The 21,638-nt window shown below is 51.2% G+C and carries 17 protein-coding genes; 1 reads left to right on the forward strand and 16 read right to left on the reverse strand.

Annotated features, from left to right (window positions below; translation table 11 throughout):
* Nucleotides 1-34 precede the first annotated feature (34 nt).
* From LX98_RS12800 to LX98_RS12835, 8 genes are all read right to left on the reverse strand, one after another.
* A complete protein-coding gene (locus tag LX98_RS12800; protein ID WP_496429269.1) occupies nucleotides 35-1,021 on the reverse strand; it encodes an oligopeptide/dipeptide ABC transporter ATP-binding protein in 987 nt (328 codons plus the stop codon).
* Complete coding sequence (locus LX98_RS12805; RefSeq protein WP_496429270.1) at nucleotides 1,022-2,014, reverse strand: ABC transporter permease subunit; 993 nt, start codon at nucleotides 2,012-2,014, stop codon at nucleotides 1,022-1,024. It abuts the gene before it with no gap.
* 28 nt (nucleotides 2,015-2,042) lie between these two features.
* Nucleotides 2,043-3,005, reverse strand: a complete 963-nt coding sequence (locus tag LX98_RS12810) for an ABC transporter permease subunit (RefSeq protein WP_496429271.1) — start codon at nucleotides 3,003-3,005, stop codon at nucleotides 2,043-2,045.
* 42 nt (nucleotides 3,006-3,047) lie between these two features.
* A complete protein-coding gene (locus LX98_RS12815) occupies nucleotides 3,048-5,180 on the reverse strand; it encodes an ABC transporter substrate-binding protein (RefSeq protein WP_496429272.1) in 2,133 nt (710 codons plus the stop codon).
* Between the two features lie 360 nt (nucleotides 5,181-5,540).
* A complete protein-coding gene (locus LX98_RS12820) occupies nucleotides 5,541-5,849 on the reverse strand; it encodes a Rieske 2Fe-2S domain-containing protein (RefSeq protein WP_496429273.1) in 309 nt (102 codons plus the stop codon).
* Between the two features lie 30 nt (nucleotides 5,850-5,879).
* Entirely contained in the window at nucleotides 5,880-6,776 is an 897-nt protein-coding gene (locus tag LX98_RS12825; RefSeq protein ID WP_496429274.1) for a P-loop NTPase, read from the reverse strand.
* Between the two features lie 204 nt (nucleotides 6,777-6,980).
* Nucleotides 6,981-7,184: a hypothetical protein gene (locus LX98_RS12830; protein WP_312640032.1), complete on the reverse strand. Its 204-nt coding sequence runs from the start codon at nucleotides 7,182-7,184 to the stop codon at nucleotides 6,981-6,983.
* 264 nt (nucleotides 7,185-7,448) lie between these two features.
* Complete coding sequence (locus LX98_RS12835) at nucleotides 7,449-8,828, reverse strand: sigma 54-interacting transcriptional regulator (RefSeq protein WP_496429275.1); 1,380 nt, start codon at nucleotides 8,826-8,828, stop codon at nucleotides 7,449-7,451.
* Nucleotides 8,829-9,168: 340 nt separating this feature from the next.
* On the opposite strand from LX98_RS12835, the gene lgt reads away from it, so the two are divergent.
* Entirely contained in the window at nucleotides 9,169-9,984 is an 816-nt protein-coding gene (gene lgt / locus LX98_RS12840; protein ID WP_496430606.1) for a prolipoprotein diacylglyceryl transferase, read from the forward strand.
* Between the two features lie 55 nt (nucleotides 9,985-10,039).
* On the opposite strand, the gene LX98_RS12845 is transcribed toward lgt, so the two are convergent.
* The 8 genes from LX98_RS12845 to glyA form a co-directional block, all read right to left on the reverse strand.
* Complete coding sequence (locus LX98_RS12845; protein ID WP_496429276.1) at nucleotides 10,040-10,489, reverse strand: tetratricopeptide repeat protein; 450 nt, start codon at nucleotides 10,487-10,489, stop codon at nucleotides 10,040-10,042.
* Between the two features lie 35 nt (nucleotides 10,490-10,524).
* A complete protein-coding gene (locus LX98_RS12850; RefSeq protein ID WP_496429277.1) occupies nucleotides 10,525-13,950 on the reverse strand; it encodes a UvrD-helicase domain-containing protein in 3,426 nt (1,141 codons plus the stop codon).
* Nucleotides 13,943-17,194, reverse strand: coding sequence for a PD-(D/E)XK nuclease family protein (locus LX98_RS12855; RefSeq protein WP_496429278.1), 3,252 nt, complete (start codon nucleotides 17,192-17,194; stop codon nucleotides 13,943-13,945). Before LX98_RS12855 ends, LX98_RS12850 begins: the two co-directional genes overlap by 8 nt.
* Before the next feature lie 313 nt (nucleotides 17,195-17,507).
* Nucleotides 17,508-17,792: a glutaredoxin family protein gene (locus tag LX98_RS12860; protein ID WP_312640026.1), complete on the reverse strand. Its 285-nt coding sequence runs from the start codon at nucleotides 17,790-17,792 to the stop codon at nucleotides 17,508-17,510.
* Nucleotides 17,793-17,940: 148 nt separating this feature from the next.
* Complete coding sequence (locus LX98_RS12865; protein WP_312640025.1) at nucleotides 17,941-18,618, reverse strand: response regulator transcription factor; 678 nt, start codon at nucleotides 18,616-18,618, stop codon at nucleotides 17,941-17,943.
* Nucleotides 18,602-19,738, reverse strand: a complete 1,137-nt coding sequence (locus LX98_RS12870) for a histidine kinase (protein WP_496429279.1) — start codon at nucleotides 19,736-19,738, stop codon at nucleotides 18,602-18,604. Before LX98_RS12870 ends, LX98_RS12865 begins: the two co-directional genes overlap by 17 nt.
* Nucleotides 19,739-19,864: 126 nt before the next feature.
* On the reverse strand, nucleotides 19,865-20,329 hold the full coding sequence (gene nrdR / locus LX98_RS12875) for a transcriptional regulator NrdR (protein WP_312745877.1): 465 nt from the start codon (nucleotides 20,327-20,329) through the stop codon (nucleotides 19,865-19,867).
* A gap of 45 nt (nucleotides 20,330-20,374) precedes the next feature.
* Nucleotides 20,375-21,637: a serine hydroxymethyltransferase gene (gene glyA, locus LX98_RS12880; RefSeq protein ID WP_496429280.1), complete on the reverse strand. Its 1,263-nt coding sequence runs from the start codon at nucleotides 21,635-21,637 to the stop codon at nucleotides 20,375-20,377.
* Nucleotide 21,638: the final 1 nt, after the last annotated feature.

A 21,638-nucleotide genomic window follows, 5' to 3' on the forward strand; every position in this document is an offset into this window, starting at 1 on the left:
TTTGCAACAGAATTGGACATGAAGGTCTGTCCCATCATGGCTCCTTTTTGTCATACAGCCAGCACACGGTCTCATGGGACTCTCCTACTTGCACCGTGGGTGGGGGCTGAAGAGGACAATGATCCATCACGTCCGGACAGCGTGAAGAAAAATGACACCCTACCGGATACTGTAAAGGGGACGGCACCGTTCCGGGAATCGCTTCCAGCCTGGTCTGACGTTCACCCGGTCGAGGCAGCGATTTCAAGAGCGCGCTCGTGTAGGGATGACTGGGATTCCGGAATAATTCTTTCACGGTTGCCCGTTCGGCAATCTTACTCGCATACATGACGATGACATCCCGGGCAAATTGCGCGACCACCCCCAAATTATGCGTAATCAGAAGAATCGCCATACCCATATCCTTTTGGAGAGCCGAGAGCAGATCCAGAATTTGCGCTTGTATGGTCACGTCCAGAGCCGTGGTCGGTTCGTCGGCGATCAGCAGATCAGGTTGACAGGCCAGGGCCATGGCAATCATCACGCGTTGCTTCATTCCGCCCGACATTTCATGAGGGTATTGATCCAGGCGGCGCTCCGGAGCTGAAATGCGGACCTTTTCCAACAAGCTGATGACTTCTTTCCGAATGTCGCGATCCGAGAGGGTTGTATGAATTTTCAGGACCTCACCGATCTGATCGCCGATCGACATCACGGGATTTAGCGAAGTCATGGGTTCCTGAAAGACCATCCCGATGGACTTTCCTCGAATCCGGCGCATGTCCTTTTCCGAAAGGTCCAGCAAATTTTGACCTTTGAACTGAATCGTGCCGCCAATCACACGCCCCGGAGAAGCGATCAGGCGCATGATCGATAAGGCCGCCACGGATTTTCCGCAACCGGACTCCCCAACTAAGGCCAGCGTCTGTCCGCCCTGAATGGAAAAGCTCACATCATCGACCGCTTTGATTTCTCCTTTATCGGTGAAGAAAGAGGTCCTGAGGTTGGACACCTGTAAGAGTGGGTGTACGCGAGATTCCATCTACCGGCTTCGCAATTTCGGATTTAAGGCCTCACGCAGGCCTTCTCCAACAAGGTTAAAGGCCAGCACGACGATAAAAATCGCCATACCCGGAATAAAGAATAGCCACGGCGCATCAAACACAAATCCCTTACCATCCGACAAAATATTCCCCCATGTGGCATAGGGCGGAGGCACTCCAAATCCCAAAAAGCTTAAACCTGATTCCGTTAAAATCGCGGAGGCCACCCCAATCGTAGCGGACACAAATACCGGTGCCAGAGCATTGGGCACCATATGACGAAAAATAATTCGGCCCTCGGGTATCCCTAACGCTTTAGCTGCGGTCACATAGTCCTGTTCACGGATGGACAAAAACTCCGCCCGCACAAATCGGGCCGTCCCCATCCAGCTAAATAATCCAATAATGATCATGATGGTGTAGATGCTCGGCGGGAGCAGAGCCACGGCAGTAAGGATGAGAAAAAATGTCGGGAAGCACATCATCGCATCGGTAAATCGCATAATCAGGGTATCGACCGTGATAAACCACAACTTCACGTGTCCGTAAAAACCGGACAGCCCGCCTAACAAGATGCCAATTCCCAAGGAAATTCCGACTGCCACAAACCCAATGGATAAAGACACAAACGAACCCTGGAACATTCGGGCAAACACATCACGTCCCAATTCGTCCGTGCCCATGAGATAGACACCCCCAAACGGCCTGTCCTCCGGAATGCTATCAGAAGAAGGCACAGACAGGGGGGGAAGGAATTTATCTGTCAGCCTTACGGCTTCGGGATCGAACACGACCCACCATTCTGTCAGCACTTTCCCGGATAACGCCATCAGCAAGAGCAGCACGAGAACCCAAAAACCGAAGAGGGCCTGGTAGTCTTTGGTAAATATCCGTAGAAATTCTTCCCACGGCGTTTCTTGCGGAGCCAGACCTTCCGCATCGAGGGTGGCCAGACCGGCTTTTTGTGGAGTGTCGGCCTTCGAGTGATTCATGAATAAATCGTTCCTCCGGTTCTCGTAATCAATCCAAGCGGATCCTTGGATCCACCACCGCATAGAGAATATCCGAAATTAATGTGCCCAATAAGGTCAGAACTGCGGCGATAAAGTTGAGCGTCATGATGATGGGAAAGTCCCGTGAAAGAATGGCTTCATAGGCTAACCGTCCCAACCCCGGCCAGGCAAAAATCTGCTCGAAGATCACGGCCCCGCCAATCAACCCCGGGAGCAGAAGACCGAACATGGTCACAAACGGTAACAGAGCATTCCCCAACGCATGGCCATAAATCACGGTATCTTCCTGAAGACCTTTGGCCCTGGCGGTCCGGACATAATCCTGACCCAACACCTCTAACATCTGAGAGCGGACATAGCGAGACAACACCGCAATTCCCCCGATCGCGGTCATGACGGATGGAATCACCAAATGCCAGATACGATCCATTAATTGATAGACGGGCTGCGCATGCTCCATCCCGAAGGTTTTGATACTGATCACCGGAACCCCCAACCATCCAACTACCCACAAAATGGCTAAAAACGACAGGAAAAACCCCGGAACCGAAATGAGCGCATACGACGAAAACACGGTCAGCCGATCATACAACCCGCCTCGAAAGACCGCCCCATAAATCCCCGCTGGAAAGGCCCATGTCCACACCAAAATGGTGGCCAGAATAAACAAAGGCAAGGAATTCAGGAATCGATCCCAAATTTTAGGGAGGACCGGCTGACTATCTTTGAACGACTTAAGTTCCCCCGAAGCCAGGTCCCTTATCCAATACGCATATTGCACATAGAGCGGGTCATCCAAATGAAAGGCCGCGCGAATCTTGGCGATATCTTCCGGTTTCATCCTTGGATTCATGGGATCTACCTCACTGGGTTCCCCAGGGGCCAGATGAATAAAGGAATGGGCCAGAAAAGACACAATGACCAGCAGAACCAAACGCTGAGCAATATTACGAATAATAAAGTTCCACATAATTGATCTGCTAAAAGGTGAAGACCCCTGTTACGGCATCATCTAAAACTCCGGCGTCAACTCCAATTTTCGCCATTTACGGAAATAAAACGTGATGTCCCCGCTTTTGGTTGGATAAATCTTTTTGAACTGTTCTTTCCCATCAGGCCCTTTTTCCACCAACACAATTTTCTTATCCAAAACTCTGGTGCTTAAGGGTGCGTAGAGGAAGGTATAGGGTTGATCCTCATGAATCAGCCGATGTAGCTCGTGCGTCAATTCCTCCTGTCGATCTCTATTGTATTCCTGGCGGATCCTGACAATGAGCGCGTCAGCGCGTGGGTTCTTATACCCCACAAAATTTAATTGTTGCGGACCCGACTGACTGGAATGCCAAATCTGATAGAGATCGGGATCAATGCCCATGCTCCAGCCCAACACGACCGCATCAAAGTCTCCTGTATTGACAAAATCGTTCAGAAACACGGCCCATTCGAAGACCTGTGTGTTCACTTTGACACCGATCTTTTTCCAGGCATTCTGTGCGATGGTCATCAAATTTTTTCTGATGGGATTTCCGTTGTTGGTGATGAGATTAAATTCAAAAATTTTTCCGTCTTTTTCGAGCCAGCCGTCCCTGTTCATTTTCCATCCGGCACTTTCCAGGATGGCGAGGGCACCTTGAGGGTCGTAGGGTAAGGGTTGAATGGACTGATCATACCATTCTGTGTTTTTGGGATAGGGGCCGGTGGTCCGTTGGCCCTCTCCATACACGAGATACTTAATAATTTCCTCGACATTAATCGCCATTCCCAGCGCCGTTCTAATCTTCGGCTCGGTAAAGAGCGGTTTTCGATTATTGTATCCAATATAGGTGTATGCGAACGTCGGACTGCTAAACCACTGGTAGGTCGGATCACTTTTATACCGGTCAACCTGATGAGGTTGCGCGCCATAAAAATCTATCGCGCCGGTCCGAAATTCTACTTCTTGCGTGAACAGTTCGGGAATGATGCGCATATAATATTCATGATATTCAGCCGGCCCTTCCCAATAGTCCTCATACCGTTGAAGATGGATAAATTCATCACCCTGCCATTCCACAAACTGAAAGCTCCCACTGCCGATAGGATGTCGATTGAATTGACTCTCTCGCATCCCGAATGTTTTTTGAGCCTCCTCCGACAATCCTCGCTCCTGCATCTCCCGGGTTAGGGCCTCGGCATTCAAAAGATGCTCGGGGAGGATCCCCATCGTCCACGCATTGATGGCCGGGGAATAGAGGCGTTTATAGACAATTTGTATGGTCGACGGATCCAGAATTTCCACGGTTTTAATCGGCTCGAAGTCCGGAGTCCGTGGAGACAAATTTTTGGGATTCATGATGGCTTCATAGGTAAACTTTACATCTCCCGCATCGAACGCATGCCCATCATGGAATTTTACCCCCTGACGAAGATGGAACAGAATGGTGGGATTGTGTTCGCCCACGGGCAGAATATCAGGGAATTTGGCACGCAGGGGTTCTTCCAATTCCTTAGGAACCGGCTCTTGTGGATGAATCAGTTTGTCATAAGGGAAGTGCTCAAAGTACCGCTCACCGAGAACCGGCTTTAAGCGGTCGAATAAATCCTGGTCCACCTCCGAGAGCGTAAACGCTACTCGTTCCGGTACGTCAATGGTCACGGAGAGGTCTTTGAGTTGGGGGTTGCCTTCCGCATTGGGCAGCAGGAGGGAGATGGACTCTGACCGTTTGCCCGAGGATAGTAATTCAATGGATTGCACCCTCTCCTGCAATCCCTCAATGGTTCCAGCCTTCCAAGCCTCATGAATCTTCTGAAAGAGCCTACTCCCTGTCACTTCCGTTCCATCCGGAAAACGGTGATGCGGGTTAACCAGGAGATAGGCTTGCTCCGTAATCTGCCAATCGGTGGCCATTCGGCTCCGAAGCTTCAGGTCTTCGTCTAAATCCAGCAGCCCCTCGAACACGTGGCTCACAATATTGGAGCTCGCCGAATCCGCGTTCAAGATAGGATTGAGAATTTTGGCATCCCCGATTGACGCCTCAATGTAGGTCACTAGTCGATCGGGATTGCCGGCCGCCTGGTTTTCGTAGGTCGGAACCCAAAAATAGGATTGAACCAGAAAAATGACCAGGATCAGCGGGATGAACAGCAAAAGACGTTTGACAAACATAGAAGTCTAAATCAACACAACACAGTTTAATGAATCAATGTTATCAAGAACCCAAAGGGGATGCTATGCCTGATTGATTGTAATCCAAAATCATGGCACCGGAGGTGAAATACGCTCTCTGAAATTTAATATGGGGAAGGGGAAGAAACACGAGACGGCGGCCATGACCAGACATGCGGGTTAACTGTCTGATTGGATCTGACTGGGCCAGGAAGGCATGGAAAAAGATCGTATTGACTCATGCCACACATGACGGAAAAGCGGACGTATTGGCCTTGTTACAACCCACAAGTCTACCGCCATTTATGATGTGTAGCCGCTCATGGCCACCGTGTCACGACAAGACGGCCTTTTCTATGCCTAGGACAAATCGACTTTCACTTCTCCATCTTCAACGACGGTCGGGTAGGATCTCACATGACTGGAGGGATTAGTCAGACAATGTCCGGTTTTCACATTGTACTCCCACCCATGCCAGGGGCAGGCCACCGTTTCTCCTTCGACATCGCCCTCACCTAAAGGACCGCCTCTATGGAGACAGGTGTTATCGATGACATGGAAGGCTCCATCCACTTTAAAGACGGCCAGACATTTCTCACCGGCTTCCACCACCATCCCTTTTCCCTCTTCCACTTCATCCATTTTCGCGATTCGCACTAACTCCGCCATAGGTTCTCCTCAACATTAATATGCTTTCATTTATGATTTCTTCAAGGGATCGGTAATTTTTTTGAGTAAACTGGAAATGGAGGGCGCAGCGTCCCCGTTACCTTTTTCCGCTCGGTCGATATTGGCCGTCAGGGTTTTGGCAATCTGAAGAAAGGCCTGGGCTTGGGGCGACGAGGGATCATTGCTGACAATTGGAGTACCTTTATCTCCCCCCTCCCGGATAGCCGGATCAATCGGAATTCGTCCCAGAAATGGGATCTCAAATTTCTGAGCGGCACGTTCCCCACCGCCTGTGGAAAAAATTTCTGTCCGTTCGTGACAATGCCCACAGACAAAATAACTCATATTTTCAATCACCCCGAGCAACGGGACATTCACTTTTTTGAACATCGTCATGCCTTTTCTCACATCCTGCAGAGCCACTTCCTGCGGAGTGGTCACGGTAATCGCTCCGGTCAACGGCACTAATTGCGACAACGTCAAAGGCACATCTCCCGTCCCGGGCGGTAAATCGATCAGTAAATAATCGAGTTCCCCCCAGACCACATCACGAAAAAATTGCTGGATCGCCGAATGGACCATGGGTCCCCGCCATACCACCGGCGTGTCTTCCGGCACAAAAAACCCCATGGAAATGACTTTCACTCCCTGTCCCTCGGCAGGCAGAATTTTGTCCCCATCCTTTCCCGGCTCTTTTGACACCCCGATCATCAGAGGAATATTTGGTCCATACACATCCGCATCCATTAATCCTACCGCATAGCCTTGCTGTTTAAGCGCGACGGCCAAATTCACGGTGACCGTGGATTTGCCGACTCCGCCTTTGCCACTGCTCACCGCGATGATGTGTTTCACGCCCGGCAATGGGTTGCCTTCAGGTTGATTGGGTGGGGTCGCGAGACCGGCCGGGTTTTGTTCAGCAGCCATTCGATAATCTCCTTATGTCACAGACACTCATAATAAATTTCACACATGCAACGCGGTATACCATTACCTCTTCTCACCATACCATTAGACCATGAATCAAAGAGAACCCGAAACCCTCATGGACTCAAGAGAATTTCGGGTCTCTCACCACACATGCACAATTGACTATAGGGGTACGAAAAGAAGAACGACGGGCAGCAACACCTAACCTAGTTGGGTGGCAAACTTTTTACGCGATCGACCGATGAGGGGTTCATGATGGTGCCGACGATTTTCAGAAATCACCGGATCCAAAATTTCCCCACAGGTAATACAGCGCCAACCCGAAAAATATATGGCCCCGGATTCATCAGCCACATCACCAAACTTATCTTGAATCATTATTCCCTGACAACGCGGACAATCCATATCAAGCACTCCTTCTCACAGGAAAAAAATAATAAAATCAATGCATATCTGATTGTTTATGAAAAGCAATCCATATGCCGTAATAAATCTCGCACAAGCACCTGATAATTAAAGAATTTATATAAGGAACCCCTCCGCAAACGTTTCAAAATGAAACCAATTTAATTAGATATAATGTATTAAAAATTCATAAGATACTGAAAATATATCATTTTAATACAAATAGCACAATTAGGTAACAATGTAGACCAAAATGAAACGTTTTTAAGTTGTTTGAGTTATTCCAAATTGTTTGACCTTCCGCCATAAGGTCGATCGACCAATCCCTAACTGTTGAGAAGCTTCCTTCAGCCGCCAACCAGACTTTTCCAACGCCCGGCAAATGGCTTGTCGCTCCAAGGCCTCCAGTGATTCAGAGTCGGTCCATTCCCGATGCTCCCAACAATACCGATGGAGGTCGGCTGGAAGATGCTCAAATTGAATCGTATCCTCTTCACAGCACACAAAGGCATGCTCAATCATATTCTGAAGTTCCCTGATATTGCCGGGAAACGGGTACCGACTGAGTGCCGCTAAACATTGCGGAGACAAGCTGACAATATGCTTGCCCATTTCGCGATTAAATTTTTCGAGAAAGTGATTCACGAGTAGGGGAATATCTCCCGTTCGCTCCCGTAGGGGGGGCAGCACAACCGGAATTACTCGTATACGAAAATACAAATCTTCTCGAAACCGTCCTTGTTGAACGGCTTCTTCCAAATTCCGATTCGTGGCCGCGACCACCCTCACATCCACCGAAACCGTATCATTGGACCCAACCCGCTCAAACTGCCCCCGCTCAAGAACTCCCAATAATTTCACTTGGGTGGCGACACTCATCTCCCCGATTTCATCAAGAAAGATCGTCCCACCATTTGCAATTTCAAATCGGCCCGGTTTATCAAAATACGCGTTGGTAAATGCCCCTTTGACATGACCGAATATTTCACTCTCCAGAATTCCCTCAGATAGACTTGAGCAATTCACCACGACAAAAGGGGCATCCTTTCTCGGGCTGTGGGCATGTAACGCACAGGCAATTAATTCCTTGCCCGTTCCACTTTCTCCGGTGATGAGCACGGAGGATTTCGAAGCGGCAATTATCGGCAATTTCGCCATAATGTCCTGCATTCGAGGACATCGACCCACCATATTATCCAGCTTGGTCTGCTCTCCCAGCCGATGCTTGAGCTCCGACACCTCTTCCACCCTGGCACTCAACTCGCGAACCAGCGAGATATCACGGATAACTTCGATTAACCCGATCAGCTTTCCTTCCTTATCCAATAAAAAGTCAGTATTGATGCTCACCGGAATATGTACGCCATCACGTCGACGAACCATCGCTTCAAAATTCGACACCCGCTCTCCCTGAAGCGCCCGCTCCAGGACACATTCCTTAGTCGAGCAGATGTTGCTTTGGATCAGTACATCACAGGCTAAAAGTGTCCCCGCCGCATCGACGTTGTACCCGAGCATCTTCTGCATCGCCCGATTCAAAAAGGTCACACGTTTCTGCAGGTCGATCGTAATCACTCCGTCACTAATGCAATCCAGAATGATTTCTGCACCATTCGAACGAGACGATGATCCCATTTCAGCCATGATGTCTATGCCTCTCGTCAAGATACCGACTTCCGATTACCACCAACACGCCTTTTCTTTCATCCGCATTTATGGTAGGAAGATGAGGTGATGTCTTCCGAACAACGTGACCGGATCCGTTCCTGTTAGTGTAAGGCAACCCTATTCTGCTCCACAAACCCTTGCCGATAGACATTTTGCCACTTTCCAAGAAGAACGAGGTTCTCCCAACCGGCTTGCCCATGATGAAGCATGCGGTCCGCCATTTTCCCATTCGGGTTCCAAATGAGGGTTCCCCTTTAGATGGAGCACAAACGTCTTCCGGGCACCTCCATCGTGAGGTAAGGCACGTTACCGGATGATGGCCCTCGACCCTGTCTCCATTTTGGCGGACCTTGCGCGGCTCCCGTATCCGGACATCGATCCGGTCTTTTTTCGAATCGGGCCCCTGGCACTCCGATGGTATGGTCTCATGTACCTCCTGGGATTGGCAGGAGCCTATTGGCTGATCAAGTCCAGAGCCGCCACAAAGAATATTTCTCTCCCACCACAACAATTATCCGATCTTATAGTCTTTGCTGCTTTTGGCGTCTTTATCGGAGGGCGCTTGGGATATGTGTTGTTTTATAATCTTCCCTTTTATCTGGACCATCCCCTCAAGATTTTTGCGGTATGGGAAGGGGGAATGTCATTTCACGGCGGGCTGATCGGAACATGTATCGCAATCTGGATCTTTTGCAAAACCCGCGGGTTTCCTGTCTGGCCCATTGCCGACTTAGCCGCAGGAGCGGCTCCAATCGGGTTGGGCTTTGGACGGATGGGGAATTTTATCAACGGAGAATTATTCGGGCGGCCGACCGACGTCGAATGGTGCATGGTGTTCCCCCATGGCGGCCCGGAGTGCCGACACCCCTCGCAACTCTATGAGGCAGGATTGGAAGGCGTTGCACTCTTTGTTCTTTTATGGATCATCAACCGCCGGTCAACCCCACCGGGAACCATGTTTTGGACCTTCATCTGCGGATATGGAGTCGCTCGATTTTTTGTAGAATTTTTCCGTGAACCGGATAGTCATTTAGGGTTTATCTTCCAGTGGATCACGATGGGTCAGTTACTCTGTATCCCGATGGTTGCAGTCGGCGTCTTCATGATTGTTCGGGGCTACAAACAGGCATAACCCTCCCCCATTTCACGCATTCTTATCCGATTCCGAGAAATCCCCAACAAGCAGCTTAAAAACCCCTACCCCCGCCGCCTGGAGTCGCTCCCCCACCGAATCCTGGCATGACCGGTGCCGAGGTAGCTTGCGCAGGGGCATCGGGAACATTGCCATAGCGTCGAAGCGGTGGGGAATTCCAAATCACCTTATTACCGGGAGCTAGGTTGGCAGCCTCAATGAAATGTTTCTTTGCGCCGCCTTGATCGCCCATTTTGTCCATGCACAACGCGAGATTATAGTGGGCTTCCGCCAGATCGGCTTGTTGTTGGACCGCAACCTGGAATTGTTGCCGTGCCGCTTCCCACCGACCTTCGTCAAATAAGCGCTTGCCTTCGGTCATAACCTGCAACACTTGGGTATCCACATTTGGAGGAGGGGCCAAGGCTGTCAACGGCGCTGGTTTGTCCGATGCGCACCCTCCTGCCGCCATCATAATGAAATAGACCCCAACGCATACCTTCATCCTCCAATTCCTCATCGCTCCCTCCTTCTTGTTATCTATTGTTCGTGTTGAAACATATTTCCCTCGGTTCCTACAGTCACCGTGACCACTTCACCGAGACGAATAAAAAAGAGTTTACACCCTTTGACCGCAGGACCCAAGCATTGGCGTGCGGCCCGCGCATAGGCCTGCGCTTGTTCCCGGTAAGTCTCCGCGCGCGGCCCCACCGTGCGAGAGGATACGTGATCCGTTTTATAATCGCCGACCCACACGTCGCCATCGATTTCATAGACCACATCCATCACCCCCTCCATCACGCAGGTCCGTGGCAAGGAAGGCTCATGTTGCCCGACAGGCCATGGCACTGCAAATGGAACCTCCCGACCAAGAATAGTTGCCCTCTGCAATTCCCGATACCCCGGTGAACCGAGAAAGTGATCAAAGAGCGTTTCAAGTTCTCTGGCCACCTCACTCTGGTCCAACCCTGACTGCCCTGGTAACTGGCGTTCGCAAAAATCGACGAGCGCACTCTGAACCATTTTATGCTCACTCTGAAAATTCCACCGTTGAAGCATCCGATGCATCAAAATTCCAAGACGCTGACTGGTCCCAGGAGAACCTTGCCCCCTCTTTCCACGCTCCTGGGCTGATTTCGCCTGATGCAGGATGGAGGGATTGACGTAGGCCTCAGCCTGATTGGTCTGTTGCCATCTCATTTCACGTGTGTCCCACTGTGGCGTCGAGACCACCACCTCACCGCTCCCTTCAGGATCAGCATGGGGCTGTAGGGGCTTCCAGGATTTCAATACCGCGGGCGTCACGACGGTGTGAGGAATGGAGACGCCCCCTACCCGCACAATATCCAGCTCCGGATCCCCTAATACTCCTTCAACAATCCCCTGAATAAGACTCAAAAGGCTTTCCCCACCCACTTTCGGAAGTATGCCCCCTGATAAGATTAAGCGCTCTCTGGCCCTGGTCATTCCCACATAAAGCAGACGTCGCTGTTCGGCGGCTTCTCGAATCCGTTGTTTTTCCCACAGAGGCACCTGGCCTGCATTCCACACAGGAGGCAAGGTACAACCGTACAAGCCGCTAATCCAGTCAAAGGTAATTTGTGCCCCGCGATCCAGTCCTGTAGCCTTCTGATGCAACCCGGGTAACATCACCACGGGGAACTCGAGTCCTTTGGCCTTATGAATCGTTAGGACACGCACCGCGTCTAACGTCTCTTCGGCCAATGGAGCCTCAGGCTCTGCAGGATGGGTCATGAGGGAATTAACCAATCGCTCCACCCATGCAGAAAACGATAGAGAAGGAATGGCCGCCTGTTCACTCATCAGATCCCGAAGCTTCCAGACATTCACCACCGCCTGCTCACCATGGCTCGAGGCGGCGGCCAATTCCACGAGAGGAAGTTGTTGAAACAGGTGATCAAGCAATTCCGGAAGAGGGAGTCGATTTGCCTGGGTATGAAGCCAGGCCAGCCGCTGGAAAAGGCCCTGAATGACTGCCTGCTGTGAATTCGCCCATGCATCAAGTCTTTGAGCCTGCCGGATATCCAACGGGCCAAGTTTCATCACATCCATAATCTCCCGATCCGTCAGCCCGCCTAACGAAGAACGGAGAATGCCCACAAGGGCCAGAGCATCGGTGGGATCATCCAGGACGCGAAGCACATTCACCATATCAATCACTTCCTGACGCCGGTAAAAATGTCGCTCACCATCAGCCATGCAAGGAATGTTGTGGCGCTGCAACGCTTCAAGATACACCTGCGCATTGGTAAACTTTCTTAACAACACCGCGACATGCCCGGGACGTAAGGAGGTTCTCACGCCCTTCTCCATGACCCACTGGCTTCCCGGCAGCAATTGTTCTTCAATCCACCCCGCTAACCATTCGGCTTCCACCCGTGTGGCCCGCTCAGCATCCCATTCGTCCTCCCCTTGAGGGTTGGCCATCACACAGATCTCCATTCCTGTCGAGCCGGAGCCCGGCTCTCGCATCCGTCCAACCGCCAGGGGGACATTGGGGGGTTGGACATTGGCTTGTGGAATGAATAACCGGTCAAACACCGCATTGACGGCTTCAAGAATGGCCCCATCACTACGAAAATTGGTCAGAAGAGTACACACGATCCCTCCATCATGCGTCACTTTGTTCACGACCTGATCAAACGCCTCGATATCAGCTCGCCGAAAGGCATAGATCGATTGTTTGGGATCACCCACAATAAACAGCTTCCCCGGCATAAGCTGGATATCCCGCCAAAACCTCCCGCACTCATTTGGGCACTCACCCAGATAAAGTAAAATTTCATATTGAACCGGATCAGTATCCTGAAACTCATCAACCATTATGGCCGCAAAGGTCTTCTTCAATTGCTCTCTGACCATGGGATGATCCCGTAGGAGATCTCTGACCCGGATCAAGAGCCCATCAAATCGAATCCATCCCTTCCCCGAAAAACTTTGGCGAATTCGTTCGGCAAAGGGCCCAAGCACATGAAGGACCTTTCCCAACAGGGCTCCATTGACCTGCAACAGCTGGTGCGCAGCTTGAATCGCCCGCCTGGCATCTTGAAAATCCGACGCATCCCACTCTCCCGGGGCCTTGCCAATGGTGGAATCAACCAGGGCTTTCTCCTCACCGGACAAATGGAAGTCCATTGGTGGCTCCCCATAGCCCACTCGAACAAACACCCGTTCAGCAAGAGATAAGAGCTTCTCAATTTTTCGAGGTTTGGCGCGATCGTATTTCGTCAGCAATGATCGGACCTGATGCTGTTTACTCTGTAGCCACTTCCGAAGGGCCGGCGAGAAGCCTTCGGCACACACTTGCTGATCCAATTCAGGAATAGAAATCTGATCCTGACAGAGCGAAAAGGCAAAGGATCGAATTTCATGCAAACCCATGTGATTGAGCAAGTCCTGCCACTGAGCATGCGCCGAACCTTGCCCACCTAATTCCTGTTCCAACCAGGCATCCCACGCATTTTGAAATGTCTCAAGAAATTGAATCCCTTCATCTTCATGGAAATGAGGATCGACCCTGGCTTCTAAGGGATACAGACGAAGAACATGAGCGGCAAAACTATGGAGCGTGGCAATTTGCGATTTCTCCAGATCACGCAAGGCGACCTGAATTTTCCCTTTCACATGCGCCGTGGACACATGATAGCGTTGCTTGAACTCCTCCAGGTCTGTGCCATCGGAAGCCTCACAATCAGCTAGCAGCGCATACAACCGGTCGCGGAGTCGCGCTTTCATTTCATTAGCAGCTTTATTCGTGAAGGTCAGAGCCAGCATGTCGGTCAAACGTAACGGGTGTGGCTCCCTCAGAAGCGCATGAACCAATCGATTCACCAACAGCGTTGTTTTACCCGTCCCGGCCCCGGCCAGCACCACGACATTACGATCAAACGTGGTTTCCGCCATCTGTCGGGCATCGGCATCGGGAAGACGTTCGAGATTACTCATGGGTGGCCCGTTGCTTTCGCCCTTGCCGAAATTCCTTCGCCAACGGAATTCCATACGCCCTCACCCACGATGGATGATGCTGAAACCGACAGGCCACCGACCACGAGCAGTCACGACAATAGGAACCAGGTAGAACAAAGAACTGCCCGGTGCGTATGCCTTCGATCCAACGACGAATGGTCCGCAATAATTGGTCACCTGTTTGCGTGGCCCAGATCGAACTGTGAAACGATGAGAAGGTGAGAGGTGCAGGATGCAATGGACCGATAAACCGGAATTCCACGGAATGCATCGCAGGATGTGGCGACATCATTTCTTTAGAATGCTCCCCCGAATGGCCGGCCAGGCTCAAGGAAGACATCAGTGAATATAAAGGAGGTTGTAACCGTCGACCACGAAGGGCTTCATTGACGAGGTCGGGGTGGTCTGTTCGAGTCGCCAATCCACCCGAAAATTTATAATCCACAATACGAGTCCTTGGGCCATCGGACTGCCGGTCCACACGATCCACTCGTCCATGAATTTTCAGCAAGGTCGAGCCTCCCGGCACCCCGTCGACAATCTCTCCCTCGGCCCCTATCTCACAATCCACCGGCACCATGGCCTGATCGACGTACTCCTGTTGATCATGCTCGATCATGGCAAATACCACAGCACCTAATTGCGTTTTCATTCTTTCCCACAGCACCACATACCCTTTTCCGTAGTGTGTCGCATATTTATCGCATACCTGATTAATAGTCGAGGCGATCAAGGAAGAGAGATGAACGGACTCTATTGAAGAGACCGGCCATTTATGATCGATGAGATAGCGATAGACGTGTCGAAGAATGGCATGCCCCAACTCTCCCCAAACCCGACTTGGCATTTCCCGCGAAATAGCCTCTCGAACATTCCGTGTATGCAGAGCATGTTCCATCCAATACCGGAAAGGACATTGGGCATAATGTTCCAACGCCGTCGGTGACAACCCCCGGGACAATAGCTCCTGCCAATGAGCCCCTTCGACGGCCATGATCCCATCATACGATCCCGCGCCTGTGGACGTTCTTTCAAGAGCAGCCACCGCTTTGAGTCCATGGCGAAGCAATTTCCACCAGAACGTTGGCTCCAAAGAATCTGTTTGGATCGCCCGCCCCTGAAGCAGATACCGCAGGCGCGCTTCCTGCCCGGTCTCTTCACCAGGAGAAAAGTATGGAATTCTCACCCGCTCAGCCACACGCAACGGCACACTGATCTCCGACTCAGAACAGCCCGGGACATCTTTCACGCATTCCGTTAGGAGAGGAGACGGCAACAGCGGACGCCCCTTGTGGTCGGCACGTTGATAGACGAGATACACCCGGTCACGGGCTGAGTGCCGAAGCAACGCAAACAACAAAGACTCTTCATCAAATCCATGCAATTTTTCATCAATTTTATATCCAAGGCTTTCCGCCAACACCCTTCGATCCCCGTCACGCAAAAATGCATCCTCCCGAACCACACGTGGAAAGACCTGATCATTCATTCCGAGAATAAACACAGTTCTAAAGGCATGGCCTCGCGCCGCCATCGCATCGAATACCTGCACGCCTAAGGGGCTTTGTCCCGGAACAGGCATTCTTGTCCCTTCCAATGCTCCTCGAAACACCTCCACCCATGCCCCCCAGGTCACTTGAGTACCGACCCGATCCAGTTGCTTTAACTGCGTCATGACCTGTTCGAATGCTTGCACGAGACTTGCCTGATGAGCCTGATCTCGCTCTTCCTTTCGAGATGATGTCTTTTCTTGAAGCAAGGAAAGATGCGTATTCACGAGCGCTTCAAAGTGGAGGGTCAGTTCACCGATCGGGCCTGATTCCGGAAGAGCCTGGCAATCGGCGATCAGGCGGCCCACGACGTCCGCGCACTGTTGTATAGCCACAGACGCCTCTTCCAGAGGCAATCCGACCTTCCGCTGCCAGTCACCAATTGCTTCCGGGTCATTCGCGACAGCTGCAAGACGTTCCCAATCGTCCCGACCTTGCATAAGACGCCAATGACGAATGGCCTGGCTCCAGATTGGCTTTTGTTCATGGGTGGAACATCCGTTGACCGACGGGCTTCGATAATAGGGAGAGGTCACGACATTCAGCAGGGCCTGCCAGGGGTACCGCTCTTCCCTCAAGCCGGCAAGCTGCCACCAAATCTTAGCGACCGGTTCTTCCAACAGAGGCAAAGTCGCTGTGGTGAAAAAGGGAATTCGATGCTCCTCAAACACCCTCCGCAGAAATAGCCCATATGGATCGAGAGTTCTGGCCACCACCCCAATCTCCTGAAACGTGTGCCCTGTCGTTTCCACCGCATGCAGAATGGCTTTGCAGGTAAAAACCAGCTCCCCTTGGCCCCCAATCACATTTACCACCTGAACGGACGGGGATGGTACCGTCCGATTCGCTGATCCCAACGGTTCGTGTATAACCTGAAGAGGTTGGTACACCACCCCGGCTTTTAATAAATGTCGATCGAGAAATCGTTGGGCAAATTGATAGGCAGGTTGATCGGTAAGGGGAAAGAACACCTTCACGGAATTCGTACGAGCCACTTCTTCTAACAGCGAAAGCTGAACTTGCGTGATGTCGTAAAAACCGTAATAGATGACCGTCGAGAGTCTGGCAACAAACGGTGACGCCGCTACCCAGGGAATCACCGAATTGGCCAAATCTTCCGGCAATCCCACCCCTAATTGTCGGCTCACATTCACGATGGCCTCCTGAAGTTTCAGTAAGCCCGCGAGCCGAGTGACCGCAATCTCATCGAACAACCCCTCTTCCACCGCACGGAGGGCCAGGCGTGGCTCAACTTGCGCTTCAAGCAAATCCCGAATGCTCCGCCACACGGCCTGCCTGAGACCTGATGAACATTGAAGATCGGCAAAGGATCCGACAGTTTGCCCACTCTTTTCCAAAAGTACGGCTAGAAGATATTCATAGAAAAAGTCGCCGACAAGTTCGAACGAAGACACCTCAGCTTCCAGCGAACCCAATGCCGCTTGCTCGGCATGAAGATGGAGAGCGAACTGATGGAACGTCAGAACATGGAGATCGAAGAGCGCACAGGAATGTTCGGCGCACAATAACCACTGAAGCCTTCTTCGCAACGAAGCCGAAGGCACAAGAATGGCCAACGGCGCGCGGGAATCGGCCGATTTGATCTGCTGGACCGTTTCGACAAGAGCTGTTTCGAGGTGAGGAGAGAATGGGCCGCTGACAAGCGTGAACATCCGGACTTTTACGTTCGATCGGAGGTAGGCGACAAGACCGATCCTGCCGATTTCTAGCCGGTTTCTGGTCCTATGAGCTCGCCATTACAATCAGGGCAACTCCAATCCCCGTCAATCAGGGACATGGGATCACCACAGAAGGAACATTCCGGTGGAGGTCCGGAAGGAACCCTGGGAAGGACGGGCAACTCAATATCTAATTCTATTTCGTCTTCATCTTCATTGTGCATGTGAAAACCTCGTCTATCCTTCGCGGTCGTTATCTCCTCAGAGCTTGTATATGAGGAGCTATCGTAGAGATGAAATCCTGAGATTATTCCTCAGTTTCCTCTTTTTTAGGTTTTGGCTTCGCCTTCGCTTGCAGCGCCTTCTCCGCACTCTCCCGCGGTGGAACCCCGATAAAGGTCAACCGTCCATTGATCAGGGTTGCGGGCACGGCACGAATAGCATGTCGCTCCGCAAGTTCCTGACCGGCCTCCGATGTAATATCAATTTCCCGGTAACTGAAACTATATTTAACCCGCATGCCTTTCCAGAGCGTTTTCGCATTTGGGCAGGCCGAACAGGATTTGGACACCAACAAGGTCACATTCGCCATTGCAATCACTCCTCCTTGATAAACTTCCTTAATATCATGTTAGCACTGACGAAAATAGGCGGGCAAGGCAAAACGAAGAAACCGCGGTTCACGCGCCACAAAAAGGACAACGTATAAAGAAGACAACAGGATGGACGTGCGGCGCGGTTTACATCTTGCGAGGTTCGAGTTCGATGATGCCTTTGCGAATGGCCAGGATAGCCGCTTGGGTCCGATCAAACACATGCAATTTATGAAAGATATTGCGGACGTGATTTTTGACCGTCTTTTCACTGAGATCCAGGACGTTCGCAATTTCCTTATTGGTTTTTCCATCCGCTACTAATTGCAACACGGTGATTTCACGGTCGGTGAGATCGTGTTCCAGAATTCCCCGTTTTTTGCCTTTACCTTCAGACAACAAGGAAAACTCGACCAGAATCTTACTGGCCACCGATGGATGTATAAGAGACTCGCCCCGGGCAATAGTCCGAATAGCAGCCACAATTTGGGCCGAATCACTATCTTTGAGTAAATACCCGGTGGCTCCGGCTCGCACCAGATCAAAAATGTATTGCTGTTCTTCATACATCGTAAGGGCCACCACCCCGATGTGAGGAAATTCCCGTTTAATAATTCGCGTGGCTTCCACCCCCGTCATTCCGGGCATACTGACATCCATGAGAATTACATCCGGCATAAGCAGTCGGGTTTGCTCGACAGCCTCTCCTCCATCTTTCGCTTCCCCCACGACCTGGATATCGTCCTTCGTTTCCAGAATCGCACATAACCCTTCACGCACCACCCGATGATCATCAACAATGAGGACTTTAGTCGTTTTGGGCATAAGGCACCTTTTCCTTTAATACCAGAGGAATGAAAATTTCAACCTTCGTGCCGGTGCCGGGTTTCGACACCCACTGCACGTTTCCGCCTAACATTCTGGCCCGTTCCGTCATACTTCTTACTCCGAAATGATCCCATTTTTCAGGATTCTGCCCCTCTGCCTTGACGTCAAAGCCCTGGCCATTATCAGAAACGGTGGCTTTCAAGGCATCTTTCTTGAGCGCTACCTTTACAATCACCTTGGTAGCTCCGGCATGTTTGGCCACATTGCTTAATGCTTCCTGGACCATGCGAAAAACAAAGACTTTCGCCTTCGGATCAAGTTGGGATTCATCCCCGCTCCCTTCAAACTCAGTCCGTATCCGGTGCTCCCTTTCATAGGCTTTTAGATAATTTGCCAAGGCGGGAATAAAGGCTAAATGATCATATTGCCCCGGGCGAAGGTTATAGACCACCTCCCTGGCCTCCTGAATGGCATGCTTCAATTGCACGGTCGTCTGATTGAGCATCGTCAAACACTTGGGGGGATCCTCTGCCACCAATTCACGGACACGCTCCATTTTCAGGCTCACTCCCACCAGGGTTTGCACCAGACCATCATGGATCTCACAGGCAATGCGCGTCCGCTCCTCATCCACCGCCCCTTCGGCTTCCTCTTTGACATACAAACGAAACAGCGATTGATACCGGGTGAGGGTATTTTCGATTTCGGCAGAGGCCCGGATTCGGGCTTCAATCAATTGCCACATAAACTTGGCGCTCGCTCCCCCCACCAACGCCAAGTGTGGGGCATGCGACTCAAGCAGGGTCTTCTCCACATCGGGATCGCCCGTTACGTCAATTACCAGATCCACATCTTTGATCTTGAGCAAATCTTGATAACGGCGAAGGACAGGAACCCCGATTTTTTTAGCGAGACGAACGCCCATAGTGTGCGGACGGATTTCACTCAACCCTACCACGGTAACCAATGGATCCTCCGCAAAAATTTCCATAAGTGCGGTACCACCATGCCCCCCACCAATAATCGCCACCCGGCTGGAGGTCACTTTTGCCTTTGGTCGCCGGGGGCTACGTTTGGGAATGCGTGGGGAACGGGGGGAGGATTTGGGGGATGGCATAGATACCCACTTTCATGATCGGAATAGGTTGAAGATCCTTTCGAAGAGAAGATCCTTACCTTTGTCACGTTATGACGCGGATAAAAAAGGGGAACTCGCTATCCGCGACAGACAAATGAGCATGACTCAGGACATCCTGGTGTCTTGGGTTAAGGCCCGTATGGTATCCATAAATTGATCGATGTCCTTAAATTCACGATACACCGAGGCAAATCGAACATATGCGACGGGATCCAATTCTTTTAAGGCCCGCATGACCTCTTCTCCGACGGTTCGGCTTGGAACCTCTGTTTCTCCAAGGTCCTGAATACGTTTTTCAATCCGATCAACCGCCGCACCTAGAGCTCCAATACTGACCGGCCGTTTTTCGCAGGCCTTTTTGAGTCCTGCTAAAATTTTGGCCCGATCAAACGGCTCTCGCCGATTGTCTTTTTTGACCACCATCGGCAGATTTTCTTCGATCCGTTCGTAGGTGGTGAACCGCCGCTTACAGCCTAGACATTCGCGACGGCGCCTGATCACTTCTCCTTCACGTGCGGTCCGCGAATCAATGACCTTATCTTCTAATTGGTCACAAAAAGGACATTTCACGAAAGAGCGGCCCTTACCTTATGGATGGGAGGCGGTGGAGGAAGGTTAGTATGGATGAAAGATCGGAAATCGTGAGCACAGGTCTTTGACATCCCGCAAAATCCGTTTATGAAGGGATGCTTCCTGAGAATGTTGGATGACCTCATCCATCCAGGAAAGAATCTGCTCCATCTCGGGTTTCTGCATGCCACGAGTTGAAACCGTCGGCGTGCCAATACGAATGCCGCTTGCAACAGCCGGGGGTTTTTCATCAAACGGTACCGCATTTTTATTGACCACAATGCCGGAGGCATTTAGGGCGGCTTCGGCTTCTTTTCCTGTCACGCCTTTGGATGTCAGATTCAAAAGAAACAAATGATTTTCGGTCCCACCAGACACCACACGATATCCCCGCTTCAAAAAGCCCTCAGCCAACTCCTTGGCGTTCGCCAGCACTTGTTGTTGATAGGTTTTAAATCCAGGTGACAGGGCTTCTTTAAAAGCCACCGCTTTGGCTGCAATGACATGCATGAGCGGTCCACCCTGCGTTCCAGGGAACACCATTTTGTCGACGGCTTTGGCATGTTCTTCTTTGCACATAATCATGCCGGAGCGTGGGCCTCGCAACGTTTTATGGGTCGTGGTGGTGACAAAGTCGGCATAGGGAACCGGGCTTGGATGCAATCCGACTGCAATCAGACCGGCAATGTGGGCAATATCAACAAGAAGGTACGCCCCAACCGATTTCGCTATGGCCTGAAAACGAGGGAAATCAATAATTTTGGAATACGCGCTGGCACCGACAACCATCATACGAGGGCGGACTTCCTGAGCCTGCCGCTCTACCACATCATAATTGATCTCTTCGGTGTCCCGATCTACTCCATAGGAAAACGCCTGAAACAGTTTTCCTGAAAAACTTACACGGCTGCCGTGAGTAAGATGCCCACCATGAGCCAGATCCATCCCTAAGATAGTATCTCCTGTTTTTAGGACTGAAAGATATGCCGCCATATTGGCTTGGGAACCCGAGTGGGGCTGAACATTCACATGCTCACACCCGAAAATTTCTTTGGCTCTCGCAATGGCTAAATCCTCGACCGTATCCACATGTTGGCATCCGCCGTAATACCGCCGGCCGGAATACCCCTCCGCATATTTGTTGGTCATCAGACAGCCTTGGGCACCCAGGACTGCGGGACTGGCGTAATTTTCTGACGCGATAAGAACTAAGTTTTCCCGCTGCCTTTTTTCTTCAGCCCGGATAGCCGCATACACCTCATAATCAGTGTCACGGATCGCTTTGAGTGTTCCGACGGAATGTCTCATC

Source organism: Nitrospira marina (assembly GCF_059568365.1).